This is a genomic window from Burkholderia sp. Z1 (assembly GCF_014893795.1).
Taxonomy (GTDB): Bacteria; Pseudomonadota; Gammaproteobacteria; order Burkholderiales; family Burkholderiaceae; genus Burkholderia; species Burkholderia theae.
Window position 1 is genome coordinate 725,950 of record NZ_JACFYL010000003.1, and the last position, 22,479, is coordinate 748,428.

General features: G+C 67.4%; 21 protein-coding genes. 15 read left to right on the top strand and 6 right to left on the bottom strand.

All coding sequences use genetic code 11. The features are described 5' to 3' along the window. Window positions 1-9: 9 nt before the first annotated feature. Both H3H55_RS35300 and H3H55_RS35305 read left to right on the top strand, forming a co-directional pair. Window positions 10-792, top strand: a complete 783-nt coding sequence (locus H3H55_RS35300; RefSeq protein ID WP_129518047.1) for an outer membrane lipoprotein-sorting protein — start codon at window positions 10-12, stop codon at window positions 790-792. A 3-nt stretch (window positions 793-795) separates the two neighbouring features. Next, window positions 796-2,058: a hypothetical protein gene (locus H3H55_RS35305; RefSeq protein WP_193102791.1), complete on the top strand. Its 1,263-nt coding sequence runs from the start codon at window positions 796-798 to the stop codon at window positions 2,056-2,058. A gap of 171 nt (window positions 2,059-2,229) precedes the next feature. On the opposite strand, the gene H3H55_RS35310 is transcribed toward H3H55_RS35305, so the two are convergent. Then, the gene (locus tag H3H55_RS35310; protein ID WP_193102792.1) at window positions 2,230-2,763 is read right to left on the bottom strand and encodes a hypothetical protein; all 534 of its coding nucleotides are present in this window, start codon (window positions 2,761-2,763) and stop codon (window positions 2,230-2,232) included. Between H3H55_RS35310 and H3H55_RS35315 the strand changes: the two genes are divergently transcribed. The 10 genes from H3H55_RS35315 (at window position 2,762) to H3H55_RS35355 (ending at window position 12,674) form a co-directional block, all read left to right on the top strand. Further along, complete coding sequence (locus tag H3H55_RS35315; protein WP_193102793.1) at window positions 2,762-3,046, top strand: hypothetical protein; 285 nt, start codon at window positions 2,762-2,764, stop codon at window positions 3,044-3,046. The two genes, H3H55_RS35310 and H3H55_RS35315, sit on opposite strands and share 2 nt — an antisense overlap. Before the next feature lie 40 nt (window positions 3,047-3,086). Beyond that, window positions 3,087-4,160 (top strand): sensor histidine kinase, encoded by a 1,074-nt coding sequence (locus H3H55_RS35320; RefSeq protein WP_193102794.1) that lies wholly within the window; start codon window positions 3,087-3,089, stop codon window positions 4,158-4,160. Window position 4,161: 1 nt separating this feature from the next. Beyond that, a complete protein-coding gene (locus H3H55_RS35325) occupies window positions 4,162-4,893 on the top strand; it encodes a LytR/AlgR family response regulator transcription factor (RefSeq protein ID WP_129518044.1) in 732 nt (243 codons plus the stop codon). Window positions 4,894-5,081: 188 nt separating this feature from the next. Continuing rightward, window positions 5,082-5,285 carry a hypothetical protein gene (locus H3H55_RS35330; RefSeq protein ID WP_193102795.1) on the top strand — a complete coding sequence of 68 codons (204 nt, stop codon included), beginning with the start codon at window positions 5,082-5,084 and terminating at the stop codon, window positions 5,283-5,285. Between the two features lie 445 nt (window positions 5,286-5,730). Next, on the top strand, window positions 5,731-6,330 hold the full coding sequence (locus tag H3H55_RS35335) for a LysE family translocator (RefSeq protein WP_226800696.1): 600 nt from the start codon (window positions 5,731-5,733) through the stop codon (window positions 6,328-6,330). Between the two features lie 574 nt (window positions 6,331-6,904). Then, window positions 6,905-7,087 carry a hypothetical protein gene (locus H3H55_RS37720; RefSeq protein ID WP_319022365.1) on the top strand — a complete coding sequence of 61 codons (183 nt, stop codon included), beginning with the start codon at window positions 6,905-6,907 and terminating at the stop codon, window positions 7,085-7,087. Continuing rightward, complete coding sequence (locus tag H3H55_RS35340; protein ID WP_193102796.1) at window positions 7,084-8,700, top strand: tryptophan halogenase family protein; 1,617 nt, start codon at window positions 7,084-7,086, stop codon at window positions 8,698-8,700. Before H3H55_RS37720 ends, H3H55_RS35340 begins: the two co-directional genes overlap by 4 nt. Then, window positions 8,700-9,785: a monodechloroaminopyrrolnitrin synthase PrnB family protein gene (locus tag H3H55_RS35345; RefSeq protein ID WP_193102797.1), complete on the top strand. Its 1,086-nt coding sequence runs from the start codon at window positions 8,700-8,702 to the stop codon at window positions 9,783-9,785. Before H3H55_RS35340 ends, H3H55_RS35345 begins: the two co-directional genes overlap by 1 nt. A 51-nt stretch (window positions 9,786-9,836) precedes the next feature. Then, window positions 9,837-11,537 carry an NAD(P)/FAD-dependent oxidoreductase gene (locus tag H3H55_RS35350; RefSeq protein WP_193102798.1) on the top strand — a complete coding sequence of 567 codons (1,701 nt, stop codon included), beginning with the start codon at window positions 9,837-9,839 and terminating at the stop codon, window positions 11,535-11,537. A 24-nt stretch (window positions 11,538-11,561) separates the two neighbouring features. Further along, a complete protein-coding gene (locus H3H55_RS35355; protein ID WP_193102799.1) occupies window positions 11,562-12,674 on the top strand; it encodes a Rieske 2Fe-2S domain-containing protein in 1,113 nt (370 codons plus the stop codon). 57 nt (window positions 12,675-12,731) lie between these two features. Here H3H55_RS35355 and H3H55_RS35360 read toward each other — a convergent pair whose 3' ends face one another. The 4 genes from H3H55_RS35360 to H3H55_RS35375 all read right to left on the bottom strand — a co-directional run bounded on the left by H3H55_RS35360 (window position 12,732) and on the right by H3H55_RS35375 (window position 17,526). Next, window positions 12,732-14,219 carry an MFS transporter gene (locus H3H55_RS35360; RefSeq protein WP_193102800.1) on the bottom strand — a complete coding sequence of 496 codons (1,488 nt, stop codon included), beginning with the start codon at window positions 14,217-14,219 and terminating at the stop codon, window positions 12,732-12,734. 83 nt (window positions 14,220-14,302) lie between these two features. Beyond that, entirely contained in the window at window positions 14,303-15,322 is a 1,020-nt protein-coding gene (locus tag H3H55_RS35365) for a cyclase family protein (protein WP_193102801.1), read from the bottom strand. A gap of 86 nt (window positions 15,323-15,408) precedes the next feature. Continuing rightward, the gene (locus tag H3H55_RS35370) at window positions 15,409-16,689 is read right to left on the bottom strand and encodes a CaiB/BaiF CoA transferase family protein (protein ID WP_193102802.1); all 1,281 of its coding nucleotides are present in this window, start codon (window positions 16,687-16,689) and stop codon (window positions 15,409-15,411) included. A 72-nt stretch (window positions 16,690-16,761) separates the two neighbouring features. Next, a complete protein-coding gene (locus tag H3H55_RS35375; protein WP_048252058.1) occupies window positions 16,762-17,526 on the bottom strand; it encodes an IclR family transcriptional regulator in 765 nt (254 codons plus the stop codon). Window positions 17,527-17,757: 231 nt separating this feature from the next. On the opposite strand from H3H55_RS35375, the gene H3H55_RS35380 reads away from it, so the two are divergent. The 3 genes from H3H55_RS35380 to H3H55_RS35390 all read left to right on the top strand — a co-directional run bounded on the left by H3H55_RS35380 (window position 17,758) and on the right by H3H55_RS35390 (window position 21,447). Beyond that, window positions 17,758-18,660: an HpcH/HpaI aldolase/citrate lyase family protein gene (locus H3H55_RS35380; RefSeq protein WP_193102803.1), complete on the top strand. Its 903-nt coding sequence runs from the start codon at window positions 17,758-17,760 to the stop codon at window positions 18,658-18,660. Window positions 18,661-18,850: 190 nt separating this feature from the next. Further along, a complete protein-coding gene (locus H3H55_RS35385; RefSeq protein WP_193102804.1) occupies window positions 18,851-19,933 on the top strand; it encodes a porin in 1,083 nt (360 codons plus the stop codon). 44 nt (window positions 19,934-19,977) lie between these two features. Beyond that, a complete protein-coding gene (locus H3H55_RS35390) occupies window positions 19,978-21,447 on the top strand; it encodes an MmgE/PrpD family protein (protein ID WP_193102805.1) in 1,470 nt (489 codons plus the stop codon). Window positions 21,448-21,467: 20 nt separating this feature from the next. Here the strand turns inward: H3H55_RS35390 and H3H55_RS35395 are convergent, their stop codons facing one another. Then, entirely contained in the window at window positions 21,468-22,397 is a 930-nt protein-coding gene (locus H3H55_RS35395) for a LysR family transcriptional regulator (protein WP_193102806.1), read from the bottom strand. Window positions 22,398-22,479: the final 82 nt, after the last annotated feature.

A 22,479-nucleotide genomic window follows, 5' to 3' on the forward strand; every position in this document is an offset into this window, starting at 1 on the left:
ACCGACACCATGACATTGCCCATCCGGATCGCGCGCGCCGCCGCGCTGCTGCTGGCGCTCGCCGCCACCGCCGCTGCCGCGGACCCCGCGGCGCAACAGCTGCTCGCGCAAAGCGACGCCGTGCGCAACCCCGACAAGCCGTTCGGCCTGACGACGACCCTGCTCGAATTTCGCAATGGACAGCAGACCGACGCCGAGATCCTGAAGGTATACTCGAAGGCGGACCCGGCGACACGCCAGTTCCGCACGCTGGTGCAGTTCGTCGCCCCTGCTCGCGACGCGAACAAGCTGATGCTGAAGAGCGGCAACGATCTGTGGTTCTACGATCCGTCCAGCCAGGCCAGCGTGCGGATCTCGCCGCAGCAGCGTTTGCTCGGCCAGGCCGCGAACGGCGACGTCGTGACGGTCAACTGGGCGAACGACTACGAGGCGTCGCTCGCCGGCGAGGAGGACGTGGCGGACGGCGAGCACCAGACCCGGCACTGCTACCGGCTGCACCTGACGGCGCGCGCACCGGATGTCACGTATCACGCGATCGACCTGTGGATCGCGAGCGACACCAAGCGGCCGGTCAAGGCGCGCTTTTTCGCGGCGAGCGGCAGCGTGCTGAAAATCGCCTACTACCGGCACTACCAGGAGCAGCTGGGCGCGGCACGGCCGACGGAGACCGTGATCATCGACGGCCTCGATCCCGGCTGGGTCACGGTGATGCGCTACTCGGACTACGCGTGGCGCGACATTCCGGACGCGTGGCTGCAGCGCGCGTACCTGTCGCGCTTCAAGGCCGACTGAGCGATGGCGCGATCCCGGGTCGCGGCGCTGGTCTGCGCGGCCGGCCTCGCGGCCACGCAGCCCGCGCTCGCGGCAGGCGACGCGGACGGCGACGCGCTGCGGCTCGCCGACACGGCGACTGCCGCGCCTGTGACCCCGAGCAACTGGCGCGGCACGTTCGAGGCGGCCGTGGCGAACTACACGGCGGCGAGCCAGACCGGGCCCGTGACGCTCGATGACAACGCGCGCGTGTCGAATACGCTGTCGTACGACGGCACGTTCGGCAACTGGCGGATGATCCTGTCGAATCGCTTCGATGCGGGATGGCGCGCGGGCACGTCGCAGTACAACGCGGTCGACACGCTGAAGCAGGCCTATGTGAGCTGGCAGGCAAGCCCGAACGCGATCGTCGACGTCGGCCGCGTCAACCTGCGCGAAGGCGTCGCGTCGGGCTTCAATCCAACGGACTTCTTCAAGGCCGGCGCGCTGCGCTCGGTGGTGTCGATCGACACCGAGAGCCTGCGCGAGAACCGCCTCGGCAGCGTGATGGCGCGCGGGCAGCTGCTATGGAACGGCGGCTCGGTCACCGCGCTGGTGTCGCCGCGGCTCGACACGCACCGGAACGACGCGACCTTCAATCCCGACCTCGGTGCGACGAACGCGCGCACGCGCTACATGCTGAGCGGATCGCAGCGCCTGTTCGGCGACTTCGCGCCGCAGTGGCTGCTGTACGGCGGCGAAGGCATCGCGCCGCAGCTGGGCCTGAACGCCACCACGCTGATCGACAACGCGACGGTCGGGTTCCTCGAATACGCGATCGGCCGCGGCAGCGCGACCGCGGACTTCGCGCAGGCTTCGTCGTCGTGGACCTCGAAGCTTGCGACGGGCGTCACCCATACCTTCGCGAACAAGCTGTCGCTGACGCTCGAGTACGACTACGACGGCGCCAGCGCGAGCGCCGCCGCCTGGCGTGCGCTACAGGGTGACCCGTCGCGGTACTGGCGCTATCGCGACACGGCGAGCGTCGCGCAGGAGCTGATGACGCGGCACTCGCTGTTCGTCTACGCGTCGATGCCCGACGTCTTCGTCCAGCATCTGGCGCTGGCCGCGATGGCGCGCTACGACCTCGACGATCACAGCTATTTCACGTGGCTCGAGGCGCGCTATCACTGGCCGCGCACGGACTTCGCCGTGCAATGGCAGAGCAACCACGGCTCGGCGCGCAGCGTCTACGGCGGGCAGACGCAAAGCGAGATCGTGCAGGGGATCGTGACGTTCTTCTTTTGAGCGGGCGGCGGCCGCGGCGATGCGCGGCCTGACGGCGCCGGGGATCGAGGCCGACGGACAGGTTGCTTCATGGCGCGGAAAGCGAATCGCCCGGCGCAATGCGTCGGGCGCGGAAGAAGATCGCGGCGCGAGGGCCGCCCTCACGGGCGACCGTGCCGGTTCAGCGCCGGTTCAGCGCGATTCGAACGCCGGCGCGGCGCCTTCGTCGGACGATCCGTTCGCATGACGGATGCAGCGCATGACCACGTTGATCGCGCGTCCGAGCGGCATGCCGACGAGCAGGCCCCAGACCGCGAACGACAGGATCGCGAAGGTTCCGGTGGCGGCCCACGGCCGCGACGTGGCGATCGCGTAATGAATGAACGTCTCGGCGACGAAGGTCATGAGCAGCGTGACCAGCAGGCTCGCGTCGCCGGGCAGGCGCACGAGCATGCCTTCGGGCCCGGTCCGGAACTGCAGCCGCCAGCGGCGCGCGTGGAACCAGCCGCCCGTCGCGCCCAGCACGAGCGCGGTCAGCGCGGCCGCGTAGGCATCGCCCCCCGCCCGCGGAAACAGGTGGCCGAGGCTCGACAGGCCGAGCCCGACGAACACGATCGGAAACAGGATCGGACGCACGGGCCGGACTTCGCGCGCGAAGCAGCGCTTCACGCCGATATAGACGAGCACGCAGAACAACACGTAGACGTATGACGGGAGATGTTGCATGGGGTACCTGTTCGGAAGCGCCGCGCGCGGCGGATATGTCGACGACTATAGCGGCCGGAAAGACCGCCTGCCGCGCTTTGCGATGAACGGCGGGAATCGGCCGATGAACGGCGCCTGCGTCCGGCGAATGTCCGTGCGGGGCCGCTTCGTCGTCGCGCCAGTCCACACGCGCTGCTGCATTGCAACAGCCCGACGGCGCGGCACATCCACGCCGGGCGCCTGCGCGAATCGAAGCCGCAGCGCATGCGTCGCCGCCGCGTCGCCGGTGGTGACGCTGCCGTGAATTACGTTACCATCTCCGCTATCCGTACTCGCTCGCTGCCATGCAAAGCAGGCTCCTCCCATTCCTGTCGTCCGCGCCGCATGTTGGCCCCGCCCATCGCGGCCGATCGCTGCTGGGCCTTCTTGTTTTCAACACCGGTGTCGGACTGATCTTCTGGGCCACCCGCCGCAACGAGGCGCTGCTGCCGTATCTGGTCGTCGCGAACGGCATCGGTTTCAGCGCGATGCTGCTCAGCTTCGCCGCCGACCGGCTCGTGCGCGGCAAGCTGGCACTGGTGCCGAAGATCCTGATCGTCGCGCCTGCCAGCGTGTTCATCGGTTTCGAGATCGCGGCATCGACGATCGGGCACGTTCCGCACCTGATCGGACATGCGGGTATCAAGGTATGGCTGGCCTACGGTTCGTCGTTCGTTATCGCCGGTGCGGCCTGCGCATTCGTCTCGGTGTTCGTGCAGGCCGCGCGCATGCGCGCGTCGCTCGAAACGCAGCGGCGCGAGGCCGCCGAGGCGCGCCAGGCCGAAACGGCCGCGCGGCTCGCGCTGCTGCAGGCCCAGATCGAGCCGCATTTCCTGTTCAATACGCTGGCGAACGTGCAAAGCCTGATCGAACGCGATCCGACTCGCGCCACGACGATGCTCGACAGCCTGAACCGCTATCTGCGTGCGAGCCTGAGCCGGACGCGCGAGGCCACCTCCACCCTGGAGGAAGAACTGGAACTGGTCGAGGCGCTGCTGAAGATCGCGACGATCCGGCTCGGCGAGGAACGCCTGCGCTATGCGATCGACGTGCCGGCCGCGCTGCGGGCGTTGCCGCTGTCGCCGCTCCTGCTGCAGCCCCTCGTCGAGAACGCGCTGCTGCACGGCATCGAGCCGTCGGTCGACGGCGGCGAAGTGCTCATTCGCGGCACGCGCAGCGGCGACCTGCTCGTCCTGAGCGTGAGCGACACGGGCGTGGGGCTCGGCAACAGCGGCACGAAGCTGCACGGCGGCGTGGGGCTCGCGAACGTTCGCGCGCGGATGATCAGTCTTTATGGCGAGCGCGGCCGCGTGTCGGTCGGCGCGAATGCCGACGCCATGCGGGGCGTGACCGCAACCTTGCAGATCCCGATCGCCTGATATGCCGACCGCCCTGATTGCCGACGACGAACCCAACCTGTCCGCGGAGCTTGCCGCGCGCCTCGCGCCGCTGTGGCCGGAACTCGAGATCGTCGGGATGCCCCGCAACGGCGTGGACGCACTCGCCGAGCTGAATGCGAAGCGCCCGGATTTCGCGTTCCTCGACATCCGGATGCCGGGTATCGACGGCCTGAAAATCGCGAGTCTCGTGCCGCACGTGCACATCGTGTTCGTGACGTCCTATGACGAGTATGCGGTCCAGGCGTTCGACCAGTCGGCGATCGACTATTTGCTGAAACCGGTGACCGACGAGCGCCTGCTGCGTTGCATCGTCAAGCTGCAGCGCGGCGGCCCGGCGCCCGCCGACACCGCCCTGCTGGCGCAGGCGCGCGAGCAGCGGGATGCCGCGCCGATCCGCTGGCTGACCGTGGGCCTCCGGGACACGACGCGGCTCGTGTCGGTGGACGAGGTGCTGTACTTCCAGGCCACGGACAAATATACGGAGGTCGTGACCGCGGGCGAGCGGCACGTGATCCGCACACCGCTCAAGGACATGCTGCAGCGGCTCGATTCCGAACGCTTCGCGCAGGTGCATCGCGGCGTCATCGTCGCCTATGCGGCCATCGATCACATCGAACGCGATCTGCTCGGCCGGCTGCGTATCCATTTGCGCGGGAACAACGACGTCCTGCCCGTCAGCCGCGCATGCGCGGGCCTCTTCAAGCAGATGTGACGCTCGGCGTCCCGTCTCGGCTCATGGCTGTCGCGGCAAACCGGCATGGCGACGTATTGCCGCGTGCAGAGAGGATCGCAAAGGATGGATGGCCTACGTTCACCCGTGACGGCGTCGAAGTATGGAACTGCAGCGCGCGCAACGCCGCTGCGCACGTCGACGTTCAGTCCGCTCAGGAGGATCTGCCGATGAGCCAGCTTGTTCAGATTGCGCCGGGCGTCGTGTTCTCAGCCGATGTATTGGGTGTCGAGTGGGCGCGCAAGTATCGGCAGACCAACGCACATGCGAGTTCGAGTGAGGATCCGGAACCCGAACACCAGTCGAGCGGAACTGCGCCGGAAAGCAACCCTGCGGCTCCGTCGAGCATGCCGGGCCAGATGTCGTTGTTGTAGGGCGCTATTCGGGCCCGACAGAACTGACAAGTGGGGCTTGGCAACTTGCATCATTGCTTGATCGCGATCTGGCCCAAGCATGGTCATCGCAAGCATAGTTCCGACAGACATGACAAGCGTGCACGGGGTACCTTCCCGAAACAACCGAACACGCGGCTTTGCAAGTTCCAACGCCAAGTCTTTCAAGATGGCATTCCCAAAGCCTGGACCCAATGTTGATAACGCCCGGGCGCGACCGACACCCCGTTTACCCACTATTGTAAGTGGGTGACTGTGTCCGGCGTTTCAGGGGGCGGTTCCATCCTTGATCGCCGCAAACACGGTTCCTGAGCACCACTCGCGCTCATTGTGAACGCCAACAGCTGCCCGAATTCAGAACGACTCACAACCAATACGACGGGTCGCCCCGACGCGTGGCGATCGTCATCGACCCCAAGGAAACAAGATGCCGACATTGCACGTGATGTTGAAGATGGCACTCTACGTTTCGCTGATCCTGGCGACGCCAGGGCCGACCAATACCCTGCTGCTGTCCTCGGGAATCAAGGTCGGCTTCCGGCAATCGTCGCCGCTCCTGGTTGCAGAGGCATCGGGCTATGGCTTCGCGATATCACTGTGGGGTTTCTTCCTGGCGACCTTCGCGGCCACACGGCCGTGGCTTTACGATGCGCTGAAGCTGGGGAGCTCGGCCTATATCTTCTATCTCGCCCTGCAGCTATGGAAAAGACCGCACTTTGAAGACATCCAGTCGGGCCCCATCGGCTTTCGCGACATGTTCGTCGCAACGACCCTGAACCCGAAGGCGTTATTGTTCGCCACTGCGATCTTTCCCCCGCAGGCGTTCGTATCGGTTCCGTTCTATCTCTGCTCGATCGCGATCTTCACGGTGCTCGCCGTCACGATCGGCTCGATGTGGCTGACCATCGGCGGCGCCTTGACGGCGCGCCGGTCTCTGGCCACACATACCGGAACGCTGCTTCGCGGTGCGTCGGTCGTGCTGTGGATGTTCGCGGGAACGCTGGTGTTTTCCGTACTCAACCGCTAGCGCCTGCCATGAACCTGTATTCATGCACGATCGCCTCGAAATAAACGCGGGGAGCAGATCAAGATCGCCGAAATACGCAAAGGTTGACATCTTTGTTTCGGAAATAGTGACGACCTTGTTTCTTTCATTTTAATTCAGTCGTTAATTTATCATTTCCATACAACAAATTCGTCTGCTCGCACGATAAAGATGAATAATCAAATTTCCGTTTTTAAAACAATCAAATAGCTTGTTTGGAAATATTCCGCCGATATTTTTCCAGATTAAGTATTCCTCTGGATCAGCTGATATTGATATGAAATTTTGCGAGGTATGCCATCGTTAACACTGCTATGGTGTATCGCAGAGGTGACGTGCATGGTATGGCAAGCCTCGGGAAGCTGACGTTGCCTGAGCATCTCGATGCGCTAATCGCGATTAGCCGTATCGGAAAGCCAACCTGTTGATGCGGCATCCGTTACGCGGTGTGCCGCCGATGCGACGGGTACCTCGCATTGTTCGATCGTGCTTCTATTTGAACCGAGAGCGGAACAGCCTCGGATAAAACTCCGGGGATGCGGGCAAGGATGTCCGGATATTGCGTGAAGGGACGTCCCCCATTTTGCCGAATTTCGCTGCGAATCACTCTGCCTTCCCAGTGTCATGTGTCGTGAGGAGTCCGACACGTCATGACGCGTTACCGGGCGAGTGGCGAGTTCAGCTCGATAAGGCGGCACTATCCATTCAGGTTTCAAATCCTATGAGAAGCGTGTCATGAGCAACCCGATCAAGAATATCGTCATCGTGGGCGGCGGCACCGCGGGCTGGATGGCCGCCTCGTACCTCGTCCGCGCGCTCCAGCAGCACACGAACATCACGCTCATAGAGTCTGATGCGATCCCCCGGATCGGCGTGGGCGAGGCGACCATCCCGAGTTTGCAGAAGGTGTTCTTCGACTTCCTCGGGATACCGGAGCGGGAGTGGATGCCCCAGGTGAACGGCGCGTTCAAGGCTGCCATCAAGTTCGTGAACTGGAGGAAGTCGCCCGACCGCTCGCGCGACGATCACTTCTACCATTTGTTCGGCAGCGTGCCGAACTGCGACGGCGTGCCGCTTACCCACTACTGGCTGCGCAAGCGCGAACAGGGCTTCCAGCAGCCGATGGAGTACGCCTGCTACCCGCAGCCCGGCGCGCTCGACGGCAAGCTGGCACCGTGCCTGCCCGACGGCACCCGCCAGATGTCCCACGCGTGGCACTTCGACGCGCACCTGGTGGCCGACTTCCTGAAGCGCTGGGCCGTCGAACGCGGAGTGAACCGTGTGGTCGACGAGGTCGTGGAGGTTCGCCTGAACGACCGCGGCTACATCTCCAGCCTGTCCACCAAGGAAGGGCGGACGCTGGAGGCGGACCTGTTCATCGATTGCTCCGGCATGCGGGGGCTCCTGATCAACCAGGCCCTGAAGGAACCCTTCATCGACATGTCCGACTACCTGCTGTGCGACAGCGCGGTCGCCAGCTCCGTGCCCAACGCCGACGCGCGCGTGGGGGTCGAGCCGTACACCTCCGCGATCGCCATGAACTCGGGGTGGACCTGGAAGATTCCGATGCTGGGCCGGTTCGGCAGCGGCTACGTCTTCTCGAGCAAGTTCACCTCGCGCGACCAGGCCACCGCCGACTTCCTCAACCTCTGGGGCCTCCCGGACAACCAGCCGCTCAACCAGATCAAGTTCCGGGTCGGGCGCAACGGGCGGGCATGGGTCAACAACTGCGTCGCCATCGGGTTGTCGTCGTGCTTTCTGGAGCCCCTGGAATCGACGGGAATCTACTTCATCTACGCGGCGCTGTACCAGCTCGTGAAGCACTTCCCCGATACCTCGTTCGATCCGCGCTTGACCGACGCGTTCAACGCCGAGATCGTCTACATGTTCGACGACTGCCGGGATTTCGTCCAGGCGCACTATTTCGCCACGTCGCGCGAAGACACGCCGTTCTGGCTCGCGAACCGGCACGACCTGCGGCTCTCGGACGCCATCAAGGAGAAGGTTCAGCGCTACAAGGCGGGGCTGCCGCTGACCACCACGTCGTTCGACGATTCCACGTACTACGAAACGTTCGACTACGAATTCAAGAACTTCTGGTTGAACGGAAACTACTACTGCATCCTTGCCGGCTTGGGCATGCTGCCCGACCGGTCGCTGCCGCTCTTGCGGCACCGACCGGAGTCGATCGACAAGGCCGAGGCGATGTTCGCCCGCATCCGGCGCGAGGCCGAGCGTCTGCGGACGAGCCTGCCGACCAACTACGACTACCTGCGGTCGCTGCGTGAGGGCGACGCGGGGCGGTCTCGCAGCCAGCCCGGGCCGACGTTCGCGACGCCGGAAATCCTGTAGTGGAGCGCGCCCTGGGCCGAGAATGCGCATTCGCGGCCACGCACGCCGCGGTGGCGGCCTGCGATCCGCTTCACGCGCGCGCGCTCGTTCTGCAGCTGCCGGGCCTGAACCGTAACAAGGACGTGCCCGGCATCGTTGCCCTGTTGCGCGAGTTCCTCCCGGCGCGCGGCGTGCCCTCCGGCTGGAGCTTCGTCGAAGCCGCCGCCGTGATGCGGGACATCGGGTTCTTCCTGGGGTCGCTCAAGCGGCACGGACACGAGCCCGTGGACGTGGTACCCGGGCTCGAGCCGATCCTGCTCGGCCTGGCGCGCGCGACCGACCTGCCGCCGCGCGAGACGCTCCTGCATGTGACGGTCTGGAACCCCGCGGCGGCCGACGCGCAGCGGAGCTACACCGGGCTCCGCGACGAAGCGCACCTGCTCGAGAGCGTGCGCATCTCGATGGCGGCCCTCGAGGCGGCCATCGCGGTGACCGTCGAGCTGTACGACGTGCCTCTGCGGTCGCCCGCGTTCGCGCAAGGGTGCGACGAGCTGGCGGCCTATCTTCAGAAAATGGTCGAATCGGTCGTTTACGCTTACCGCTTCATCTCGCTGCAGGTCTTCTACCACGAGCTCCGCCCCTTCTACGAACCGATTCGAGTCGGGGGCCAGAGCTACCTCGGCCCCGGTGCCGTGGAAATGCCCCTCTTCGTGCTGGAGCACGTGCTGTGGGGCTCGCAATCGGACCACCCGGCTTATCGAGAATTCAAGGAGACGTACCTGCCCTACGTGCTTCCCGCGTACCGGGCCGTCTACGCTCGGTTCGCCGGGGAGCCGGCGCTCGTCGACCGCGTGCTCGGCGACGCGCAAGTGGCCGGTGCGCGGGGTGAGCCCGTCGGGGCCGGGCTGGCCGCCCTCGACCGGGTCTTCGAGGTCCTGCTGCGCTTCCGGGCGCCTCACCTCAAATTGGCGGAGCGGGCGTACGAAGCCGGGCAAAGCGGCCCCGCCATCGGCAGCGGCGGGTACGCACCCAGCGCGCTCGTCGATCTGCTCACGCTCACGCGTGCCGCGCGGTTCCGCCTCCGCGCCGCGCTCGACGAGCGCTGACGCCTGACGCTTGCGGCCCTGTGTTCCATCTCACCAGGAGAACTTGCCCCCATGACTCAGAACAGCCCCGCGAACGGGCACGACAGCAATCACTTCGACGTGATCATCCTCGGCTCGGGCATGTCCGGCACCCAGATGGGGGCCATCCTGGCCAGGCAACAGTTTCGCGTGCTGATCGTCGAGGAGTCGTCGCACCCGCGGTTCACGATCGGCGAATCGTCGATCCCCGAGACGTCTCTGATGAACCGCATCATCGCCGATCGCTACGGCATTCCGGAGCTCGACCACATCACGTCGTTCTACGCGACGCAGCGTTACGTCGCGTCGAGCACGGGCATCAAGCGCAACTTCGGCTTCGTGTTCCACAAGCCCGGCCAGGAGCACGACCCGAAGGAGTTCACGCAGTGCGTGATTCCCGAGCTGCCGTGGGGTCCGGAGAGCCATTATTACCGGCAGGACGTCGACGCCTACCTGTTGCAGGCCGCCATCAAATACGGCTGCACGGTCCGCCAGAAGACGAACGTGACCGAATACCACGCCGACAAGGACGGCGTCGCGGTGACCACCGCCCAGGGCGAGCGGTTCACCGGCCGGTACATGATCGACTGCGGAGGCCCCCGCGCGCCGCTCGCGACCCAGTTCAAGCTCCGCGAAGAGCCGTGTCGCTTCAAGACGCACTCGCGCAGCCTCTATACGCACATGCTCGGGGTCAAGCCGTTCGACGACATCTTCAAGGTCAAGGGGCAGCGCTGGCGCTGGCACGAGGGGACCTTGCACCACATGTTCGCGGGCGGCTGGCTCTGGGTGATTCCGTTCAACAACCACCCGCGGTCGACCAACAACCTGGTGAGCGTCGGCCTGCAGCTCGACCCGCGCGTCTACCCGAAAACGGACATCTCCGCGCAGCAGGAATTCGACGCGTTCCTCGCGCGGTTCCCGAGCATCGGGGCGCAGTTCCGGGACGCCGTGCCGGTGCGCGACTGGGTCAAGACCGACCGCCTGCAATTCTCGTCGAGCGCCTGCGTCGGCGACCGCTACTGCCTCATGCTGCACGCGAACGGCTTCATCGACCCGCTCTTCTCCCGGGGGCTCGAGAACACCGCGGTGACCATCCACGCGCTCGCGGCGCGCCTCATCAAGGCGCTGCGCGACGACGACTTCTCCCCCGAGCGCTTCGAGTACATCGAGCGCCTGCAGCAGAAGCTGCTGGACCACAACGACGACTTCGTCAGCTGCTGCTACACGGCGTTCTCGGATTTCCGGCTGTGGGACGCGTTCCACCGGCTGTGGGCGGTCGGCACGATCCTCGGGCAGTTCCGGCTCGTGCAAGCCCACGCGAGGTTCCGCGCGTCGCGTGACGAGGGCGACCTCGATCACCTCGACGACAACCCGCCGTACCTCGGGTACCTGTGCGCGGACATGGAGGGGTACTACCAGTTGTTCAACGACGCCAAGGCCGAGGTCGAGGCCGTGAGCGCCGGGCGCAAGCCGGCCGGGGAAGCCGCGGCGCGGATTCACGCCCTCATCGACGAACGAGACTTCGCCAGGCCGATGTTCGGCTTCGGGTACTGCATCACGGGGGCCAAGCCGCAGCTCAACAACTCGAAGTACAGCCTGCTGCCGGCGATGAAACTGTTGCACTGGACGCAAACCAGCGCGCCGGCAGAGGTGAAAAGGTACTTCGACTACAACCCGATGTTCGCGCTGCTCAGGGCGTACGTCACGACCCGCATCGGCCTGGCGCTGAAGTAGTCGGCCGGCTCCGGAACGAAAACGATGAACGACGTTCAATTGGATCAAGCGCGCACCGACGAGCATCCCTCGGGGGCGTACGACGCGACCACGCGCGTGGCCGCGAGCTGGTACGTCGCGATGCGCTCGGACGACCTCGAGGACAAGCCGACGGCATTGACGCTCTTCGGCCGCCCGTGCGTGGCGTGGCGCGGCGCGACGGGGCGGGCCGTGGTGATGGACCGCCACTGCTCGCACCTCGGCGCGAACCTGGCCGACGGGCGGGTCGAGGACGGGTGCATCCAGTGCCCGTTTCACCACTGGCGGTACGACGAGCAGGGCCAGTGCGTTCACATCCCCGGCCACTGCTCGGCGGTGAGCCGGCTGGAGCCCGTCCCGCGCGGGGCGCGCCAGCCGACCTGGGTCACCGCCGAGCGATACGGCTACGTGTGGGTCTGGTACGGCTCCCCGCAGCCGCTGCACCCGCTGCCCGAAATTGCCGCGGCCGACGTCGACAACGGCGACTTCATGCACCTGCACATCGCGTTCGAGACGACGACGGCGGTCTTGCGGATCGTCGAGAATTTCTACGACGCGCAGCACGCGAACCCCGTGCACGCGCTCCCGATCTCGGCCTTCGAGCTCAGGCTCTTCGACGATTGGCGCCCGTGGCCGGAGGTCGAGCCGCTGGCCCGGGCGGGCGCGTGGTTCGGTGCCGGGATCGACTTCACCGTGGACCGGTACTTCGGGCCCCTCGGCATGCTGTCGCGCGCGCTCGGCCTGAGCATGTCGCAGATGAACCTGCACTTCGATGGTTACCCCGGCGGGTGCGTCATGACCGTCGCGCTGGACGGAGACTTCAAATACAAGCTGCTCCAGTGCGTGACGCCGGTGAGCGACGGCAAGAACGTCATGCACATGCTCATCTCGATCAAGAAGGTGGGCGGCGTCCTGCGCCGCGCGACCGACTTCGTGCTGTTCGGGTTGCAGACCCGACAGGCCGCGGGGTACGACGTCAAGATCTGGAACGGGATGAAGCCGGACGGCGGCGGCGCGTACAGCAAGTACGACAAGCTCGTGCTCAAGTACCGCGCGTTCTACCGGGGCTGGGTCGACCGCGTCGCCGACGCGACCGCTCGACCGCGCCGCCGCGAGTGAGCGGCGATGCGTGAGTCGGCGGCCGAGACGGCGTCATGAACGTTGCCGCCGGCGCCATTACACCGCCCGATCCCCGGCGCCCTTACGCGGCCCATCGACACGCCGAGTCGGCAAGACAGCGAGCCCGCGCACCGCCGCCACGCTCTCGCCCCCCTCCCCGCCGCCGCCCGTGATCTCGTCCAGCGCCCGGTTGTTGGTATACGGCCCGAACACACCGATCGACACCATCACGATCACCATGCTGCCGCCGATCAGCACGAACACCGCGGACACCCCGGCACGTTCGAGCAGCAGCGCGACGATGAAACTGCTCGCGATTCCCGTCAGGCGGCCGATCGAATGCACGAAGCCGAGCGCGCGCCCGCGGATCTCGGTCGGAAACACTTCCGACTGGTACGCGGTGCCGTTGCTCGCGAGCACCGTATTGGACAGCGTGACGAGCAGGCCGAACGCGATCACGAACGGCGCCTGCGCCGACATCGCGAACGCGGTGCCGAACAGCGCGACGCCGAACGCCGACGCGACGATCAACCACTTGCGCTCGATCCGGTCGGCGAGCAGGCCCGCGACGAACGGCGACACCGGATACGCGAACGCGATCACGAACGCATACCAGAGGCTCTTCGTGACGCTTGCGCCCTGCGCGGCCAGCAGCGTCGGCAACCACTGGCTGAAGCCGAAGAAGCCGATGCTCAGGAATGCATTGAACGCGATCAACATCGCCGTGCGGCCGCGATGTTGCGCATCCCACATCGACGGCGCGCGCTGCGGGGCCGGCGCAGTTGCGGCCGGCGCCGGGACCGCGGGCAACGGCCGGCCGGATTCCCGCTCGACCGCCTGCTCGAGACGCTGCAGCACGGCTTCGGCCTCGGCCTCGCGGCCGTTGCGGGCGAGCCAGCGCGGCGACTCCGGCAGCCGCGACTGCAGCCACCAGACGACGACAGCGCCGCTGCCGCCGAGCAGCACGACCCAGCGCCATCCGGAGATCCCGAGCGGATCGTGCGGCACCCATAACCACGACACCAGCGCGAGCACGGGCATCGCGAGATAACCGACCGCGAAGCACAGCGCAAACGCGCGGCCGCGCACCGCCTTCGGCACCAGCTCGGTCAGGAACGCGCCGATCGTGATCAGCTCCGCGCCGATGCCGCAACCCGCGATGAAGCGGCACACGAGGATGCCGAGCGCATGCGTCTGCACGCACATCGCCAGGCTCGCCGCCGTGTAAAGCAGCAGCGCGCCGGTGAACAGCGCGCGCCGCCCGAAGCGGTCCGCGAGGCGCGACACGAACATCTCGCCGACGAACAGCCCGGCGAACGTCGCCGCGCCGAGCGCGCCCTGGTCCGACATGCCGAGCACGCCGTGCGAGCCCGCGTGAAAGATGCCGTCGCGGATCAGCCCCGGCGGCAGGTAGGTCATCTGGAACAGGTCGTAGACCTCGAAAAACCCGCCGACGCTCAGGAACAGCACGAGCGTCCAGATGCTGGCCGTCGCGGGCAGGCGGTCGATGCGTGCGGCGATCGACGCCGCATGGGAATGGGACATGGCGACTCCTCGATGATCCGCCCGCGCGGCCGGCGCGAAGCGGCGGACAAGGCGCCGGCGCAGCGTGCGCACGGCGCCGGCGTTCAGACGGTGGCGACCGGATTGACCGGCGACCCGACGAGCCCGCGCAGGTGCAGCGGCGGCGCGGTCAGCAGGAAGCGGCTGCGCCGGTGCGCGCGCAACCATTCGGCAAGCGGCGTCAGGTGCCACAGCTCGCCGAGATGAATGCCGAGCTTGAACAGGCACAGCTCGTGCAGCGGCATCAGCGCACCGGGCCGCTCGCGCGCCGACGCATTGCGCGGGCGCTCCTCGACCGCGTGGTTGTCCGCCGCGAGTGCCGCGAGCCCCGATGCGGCGATCCATTCGAGCAGGCGCGGGTCGTTGCCGTCGAGCACGCAGCACAGGTCCGGCGCGCCGGGCTCGCCGCGCGCGTCGGCGTCGAGCAGACGATCGGCGAAACCCGTGTGCACGCACACGATGTCGCCGCGCTCGACGACCACGTCGTCCGCGCGCAGCACCGCCATCCATTCCGCGTAGCCGATCTTGCGCCGCTCGTCGCCGAAGTGGCGGCGCAGGTCGACCAGCACGCCGCGCCCCTGCACGCCGGTTTGCGCCATCACCTCGATGCCGAGCGCACCCGCACCGCCGCGCGGCGCGCCCGCTTCGGGCACGTGGATGTGCTCGTCCATCCGGTAGCCGTTGTAGAACACGCGGGCTGGCTCGCCGTCACCCTCCGGATCGAACAGCGAGCCGACGTGCGACAGCGCATCCCATTGCGTCGAGAACTGCGAGTGCATGCAGAACGAGTCGTCGCAGACCACGTCGGTTGCGTTGGCAACCTGTTCGTCGGCCCGATAGCCGAAGTACGGCTTGTCGCCGAGCAGCGCCGGCATGATCGCCGGCGGCCGGCGCCGCGCGTTCAGCCCGCCGCCGCGCGGCACGTCGAGCGGCAGGCTCAGCGAAAACACGCGGCCTTCGCGCACCTCCGCGACGCCGCGCAGCACCGCGTCGGCCGTCAGCCAGTTCAAGCGCCCTTTCTGATCGTCCGGGCCAAAATCGCCCCAGTTCGAGCCGGGTGGCCGATGGGTCCAGCGTGGTTTCATGGTGTCTCCTCCATGCCATATCCAGGGTGTGGCGGCAGGCGCGCACGGCCGTCCTTCGCGGCCGTGTCGCGCCCGAGGTTTCGCGGCTAGCGCGTGCGGATCACGCCCAGCCCGGCGAGCCGCTCGTATTCGTGTTCGCCGAGCAGCGGCAGCAGGATCTCGCGATTGTTCTCGCCGAGCGCGGGCGCCGGCCGGCGGAACGTACCGGGCGTGGCCGACAGGCGCGGCGTGATGTTGTGCATCGGCAGGCTGCCGACGTCGTCGTCCGGCAGCTCGACGAGCGCCTCGCGTTCGATCACGTAGTGATCCTGAACGATCTGCGCGATGTCCTGGATCGGCCCGACCGTCACGCCCGCTTCTTCGAAGAACGCGAGATTGGCGTCGAGATCGCGCGCGGCGATGAATTCGCCGACGATCGCATCGAGTGCCTCCGCGTGCTGCACGCGCTGCACGTTGGTCGCGTAGCGTGGATCGTCGATCAGCTCCGCGCGGCCGATCGCGCGGAACAGCCGTTCGGCCATCGCCTGCGTCGAGCTCGACAGGCACAGCCACTTGCTATCGCGGGTGCGATACGCGTTGCGCGGCGCGGTGTTCGACGAGCGGCTGCCGGTGCGCGCCTTGATCTCGCCCGTCATCACGTAGTTCGCGGCGGCCGGCCCGAGGATCGACAGCAGCGGCTCGAACAGCGACACGTCGATCACCTGCCCCGCCGCGCCGTGTGCGTCGCGCGCATGCAGCGCGACCAGCACGGCGAGCGCGCCGGACAGCCCGGCCGTCATGTCGCCGAGGAACATCGGCGGCAGCACCGGCTCGCGATCGGCGAAGCCGTTGATTGCCGCGAACCCCGCGTACCCTTCCGCGAGCGTGCCGAAGCCCGGCTTGTGGCGGTACGGCCCCGTCTGCCCCCAGCCGGAGATCCGCGCGATCACCAGTTCCGGCCGGATCGCGAGCAGGTCGTCCGGGCCGAGCCCCATCTTCTCGGCGACGCCGGGTTTGAAACTCTCGACGAACACGTCCGCGTCGCGCACCAGCCGGCGGACGATGTCGATCCCCTCGGGCGTGCGCAGGTCGACGCACACGCTGCGCTTGTTGCGCCCGTACACCTTCCAGTTCGTGCTGATCCCGCCCGCGCCGACCGCGCGCAGCGTATCGCCGCGCTCGCTCTCGACCTTCACGACGTCCGCGCCGAAATCGGCGAGCTGCACGCTCAGCATGTTGCCCGCCATCAGGCGCGACAGGTCGACGACGCGCACGCACGCAAGCGGCCCCTGCGCGCCGGCGTCGAACGGTTTCGGATGGATCGGGCCGGTGGACGCGCGACGGCGCGCGCCGGCCGCGTGCGCGGCCTGCGGGTCGGGAACGAACATGCTTGTCTCCTGGTTGGTGTGTGTCGTTCGATGCGGAATGCCGGTCAGGCGCGCGCTCAGCCGCGCACGGCGCTACTCGAGCAGCGCGCCGAGCTGGTCGGCCGCGCGGAACGCCGCGCCCGCGGCGGGCAGATCGCCGCCCAGCGCATGCGTCAGCTCGGCGGCGGCGGCCTGCACGCGCGGCAGGTAGTCGGCCAGCACCTTCTTGTTGAAGCGATAGCGCGGCACGCCGAGCGAGATCGCGCCGCTCAGCACGCGGCCGACGCCGAACGCCGGGCACGCGATCGCCGCGCTTTCCGGGTCGCGCTCGGCGATCGACACCGCATAGCCCTGCTCGGCCGTCTTCTCGTAGTCGCCGCCGCGCGTGCCGCTGAACGCGAGCAACACGCGCCCGGCCGCGCCGACGTCGAGCGGGAAGCGGTCGCCCTCGCGCAAATGCGTGCGCACCGAGCGCTGCGCCTGGATGCGGAACAGGCACACGCGCTGGTCGCCTTCGCGCACGTAGAACGCGGCCGTCTCGCCGGTTTCCGCCGACAGCTTCGACAGGATCGGCATCACGTACTCGCGCAGCTGGAACGACTCGCGATACATCATCCCCAGCTGGAACACGGCGGGCCCCAGCACGTAGCGCCCGTCCGGCAGGCGCTTGATGAAGCGGAACTGCTCGAGCGACTCGAACATCCGCAACAGCGTGCTCATGTTGAGCCCCGTCTCCTCGCTGACCTGCGCGAGCATCAGCCCGCCGGGCGCGTTGCCGAACGCCAGCAGCGCGGTCAGCGCGCGGTTGACCGCGGCCACGCCGCCTTCTGCCGGATTGCTTGTCTCCACCTTGCTCATGTCCACCTCGTGCGATGCCGGGCATCGGTGCCGAGCCGTGTTGGCCAGCACTCGAAAAATGAAAGTCACTTTCATTATACGCAGATCATCGATGACATCAACATGAATCCGCACGGCTTCGTTCGCTCATCGTCGCGCAATCTCCTTTGAAACTAGGCGTTAACGATAATCTTGACGAATGCCATCATCCATCACAAAAATGAAAGTGACTTTCATTTTTAGAGAACAACGATGGATTCTTCGCATCAACCTGTCTGGCGCTCGCTGCTGTACGTCCCCGCCCACGTCCCCCGTTTCGTCGCATCGGCCGCCGCGAGCGACGCCGACGCGCTGATCCTCGATCTCGAGGACAGCGTCCCGGCCGCGTGCAAGGCGGCCGCCCGCGACGGGCTGGCCGACGCCGTGCCGGCGTTGCGCACGCCCGGCCGCGACGTGCTGGTGCGCGCCAACGGCCCGCTCGACCTGCTGGTGCCCGACCTGCGCGCGGCCGTCCGGGCCGGCGTGGACGGCGTCGTGCTGCCGAAGGTGCGCGGCGGCTCGCACGTCGAGGCGATCGACGAGCTGCTGGCCGCGCTCGAAGAAGAAACCGGCGCCCCGCCCGGCGGCACGCGGATCGTCGCGATCGTCGAAACGCCGCGCGCGTTCCAGGCCATGGACCGGATCGCGCGGGCGTCGCCGCGCGTCGTCGCGATGATGCTGGGCGGCGGCGACTTCGCGCTGAACTGCGAAAGCGGCGCAAGCGCCGACGTGCTGCGCGTGCCGAAGCAGTTGCTGATCATCGCCGCGCGCGCGGCCGGCATCCTGCCGCTCGGCCTCGTCGGCGGCCTCGACGAGCTGCGCGATCTCGACGCGTTCGAGCGCATCGCCCGCATATCCGCGGAGCTCGGTTATGCGGGCGCGACCTGCATCCATCCGCTGCAGGTCGGCGCGCTCAACCGCGCGTTCCGGCCCGACGACGCCGCGGTGCGCGACGCGAACGCGGTGCTGGCCGCCTACGACGACGCACGCGAGAACGGGCGCGGCGCGCTGCGCGTCGACGGCAGGATGGTCGACGCGCCCGGCGTCGCCCGCGCGAAGCGCGTGCTCGCGCGTCACGCGGCCGTGCAGGCGCGTACCGGCGGCACGCCCCGGTGATGCGCGTGCCGCCCTTCATGGCCGCGCTTCGTATCTGCGCATGCGCAGGTCGCGCGAAACGCGCGTGCGTCCCGCCACGACGCCACCCGTTCGCCGCCCGGCCCGGATAGCGTCGCCCCGCAGCACCGTCGCGCCGCTCGACCGGCGCGACGCCGCAATCCAATAAATAAACCCACGAAGGAGACAAGCCATGGGCAAGCGGATGTCCGCACTGTGCGGACTGGGCCTCGTATCGGCCAGCGCCTGCGCGCAGAACACGATCACGCTGTACGGCGTGGCCGACGTCTATACGGAATTCCTCACCCACCAGGCCGCGCCCGGCAATAACGCATCGGCATCGCTCGTGCGGATGGCGTCGGGCGGCAAGAGCGGCTCGCGCTGGGGCCTGAAGGGCGTCGAGGAACTCGGCGGCGGCTGGCAGGCCGCGTTCCGGCTCGAAAGCGGCATCAACCTGAACAACGGTACCGGCACCGGCGCGGGCGGCTTCGACCGCTCCGCATGGGTCGGGCTGCAGCACGAGCGCTGGGGCGCGCTGCGGCTCGGCCACCAGTACACGACGCTGTTCGACGTCATGGAGCACTATTCCCCGACGGGCGCGTACTCGACGCTGTACGAGCCGGCCGGTGCGATCGTCGGCGTCAACTTCCGCGAGAACAATGTCGCCAAGTACCTCGCGAAGATCGGCGCGCTGACGCTCGAAACGCACTATTCGTTCGGCGGCACGCCCGGCGCGTTCCAGTCGAACGCCGCCTACGGCGCCGGCTTCGACTATGCCGGCGGCGCATTCTCGGTCGCCGCCGCGTTCGACAACGTCAACACGCCGCAGCCGGGCGGCTTCGCGCATTTCCGCCGCTACGCCGCCGCCGCGATCGCCTCCATCGACCGCGTGCAACTGCTGGCCGGCGTCACGCACGGACAGAGCGGCGTCGCCGCGCCGTCGGTCGTGACGCGCTACACGTTCTGGTGGGTCGGCGTGCGCTATGCGATCACCCCTTTCCTGCAGGCGATCGGCGCGTTCTATTACGAGGACATCCGCGCGCAGAATCCGCCGAACGCGCAGACGCCCGCACCGCACCCGGCGAACCCGCAGCAGGTCACGCTGCAGTTGAACTACTTCCTGTCGAAAGCCGTCACGGTGTACCTGGCGGGCGGCTACGCGCGCCGCGCCGCGCTCGATTTCGACAACTACAACTACAACTTTCTCCACTACACGCTGGCCGGCGACCGCGCCAGCAGCGCGGGTGCGGCACTCGGCCTGCGCAAGCTGTTCTGAGCCCGCCTCTCCCCCCGTTTCAGGAACCTCCGGAGCCACGCACCATGAACCGCCGCCACTTCCTTTCCACGCTGACCGGCACGGCGCTCGCGCTGCCGTTCGCCCACGCCCGCGCCGGCGCGCTGCCGGCCGCCGGCGTCACCACCGGCCGCCCCGATCTCGCGCAGCAGCTCGCCGACTACGCGGCCGGGCTGCAGTATCGCGACCTCGACGACGCGACGATCGAGACGATCAAGGCGCACCTGATCGACGCGCTCGGCTGCGCGATCGCCGCGCACGACGAACGCCCGGTGCGGATCGCGCGCGATGTGGCGCTTGCGTCGCCGGGCGGCGTGTCGACGATCGTCGGCACCCGCGAGCGCACGAGCCCCGATCTCGCCGCATTCGCGACCGGCACCGCGCTGCGCTACTACGATTTCAACGACGCCTACGCCGGCAAGGAGACCGGCCATCCGAGCGACAACATGTCCGCGTGCCTCGCCGTCGCCGAAGCGCAGCATGCGAACGGCCGCGACCTGATCCTGTCGATCGCGATCGCGTACGAGATCGCGTGCCGGCTGATGGACGCCGCCGCGATCAGCCCGCGCGGCTGGGACCACACGTGCTACAGCCTGCCCGCCGTCGCGCTCGCCGCGGGCAAGCTGATGCGCATGCCCGCGCCGCAGCTGGTGCAGGCGGTGAACCTGTCGATCAACAGCCATCTCGCGCTGAACCAGACGCGCGTCCAGCAGTTGTCGAACTGGAAGGCGCTCGCCGATGCGGACGCGGCGCGCAACGCGGTGTTCTCGACGCAGCTCGCGCGCGCCGGGCTGACCGGCCCCGCGCCGATCTTCGAAGGCATGGCGGGGTTCTTTCCACAGGTGTCCGGGCCGTTCGCGGTCGACACGCGCGAATTCGGCGGGCGCGGCGGCGCATTCAGGATCGGCAAATGCTTCGTGAAGTTCTATCCCGCCCAGGGGCTCACGCAAACCGCGATTCCGGCCGCGGTCGACGTCGCCGCGCAGGTCGGCGACCTGCGCCGCATCCGGCGCATCGAGATCGACACGACCGAGGTCGGCTACGTGACGGCCGGCCGCGACCGCGAAAAATGGGCGCCGTCGACCCACGAGACCGCCGATCACAGCCTGCCGTACATCGTCGCGCGCGCGATGCTCGACGGCGACATCACGACCGAGAGCTACCGGCACGACGCGCTGCACGATCCGGCGCTGCGCGCGCTGATCGAGCGGATCACGGTGCGCGAGGACCCGGCGCTGACCGCGCGTTATCCGGCGCAGGCACCGAATCGCGTGACGGCCGTGTGCGAAGACGGCACGACCTGCACGAAGCAGGTGGACGACCTGCCCGGCTCGCCGACGCGGCCGATGCGGCGCGACGACTACGTCGCGAAGTTCACGAAGAACTGCCGGCGGCACTGGAACCCGGCACAGATTCGCGCGGCGCTCGATTACCTGTGGCGGCTCGACGAGCAGCCCGACGTCGCGTCGCTGCCGCCGCTGCTCGTCGTCGGCTGACTGGCGTGCTCAACCTACGCCTAAGCCACCGCCGCGACGACGTGCCGTTCGAGCGCTTCCGCGACCTCGACGATGCGGCCGCGCAGCCACGCGTGCGCGTTGCTGCCGTCGTAGCGGCGGTGCCAGTACAGCGACCACGCGACGGGCTCCATCGCGAGCGGCAGTTCGCGGATCACGAGCCGCGCATCGTCGAGGCTCAGCGCATGCCGCTCCGACATGATCACCGCGTACGGCAGCGCATCCAGCATGTTCGGCACGACGAGCCAGTGCGGCACGTTGAGCGCGATGCGCCGCGTGCAGTTCATGGTCGCGAGCAGGTTGTCGATCAGGCTGTGGTCGACCGGGTTGATCGTCACGTTGAGGAAGTCGAGCGCGAGGAATCGCTCGAGCGTCAGCGGCGCGCCCGCGTCCGGATGGCTGCAGCTCATCACGCAGACCATCCGGTCATGAAACACGATGCGCGACGACAGCGTGCCCGAATGTTCGAGGCCGGCGCTGATCGCCAGGTCGAGCAGCCCCGATTCGAGCGCGTCGGCGGTCCGGGTGGCGCTCATGTGCACGACGTCCATGCCGATATTCGGGCTGGTCAATCGCATGCAGCGCAGCAGGGCCGGCAGCAAAAGCAATTCGGTGAGATCCGACATGCGCACCGTAAAATGGCGCTCGGACGTAAAAGGATTGAATTGATAATCCGATTCAAATAATTCCTCGATTTGTTGCATGATTTGTCGAATCGGCATGGCCAGCGCCTGCGCGCGCGGCGTCAACTCCATGCCGACCGCCGTGCGCGCGAGGATCTCGTCCTTGAACAGGAACCGCAGCCGCGCCAGCGCGTTGCTGACGGCCGGCTGCGTGAGGCCGACCTTCTGGCCGGCCCGGGTGACCTGCTTCTCCGTCAATAGCGCATCGAGTATGACCAGCAGGTTCAGATCGATCGAACGTAGATTCATGTTTGCGACCATCCACTAAACAGGTTAATCACCGCCTCCGATTACGATTGCGAAATTCCGCAATCGGAGCAATCCCCTGATA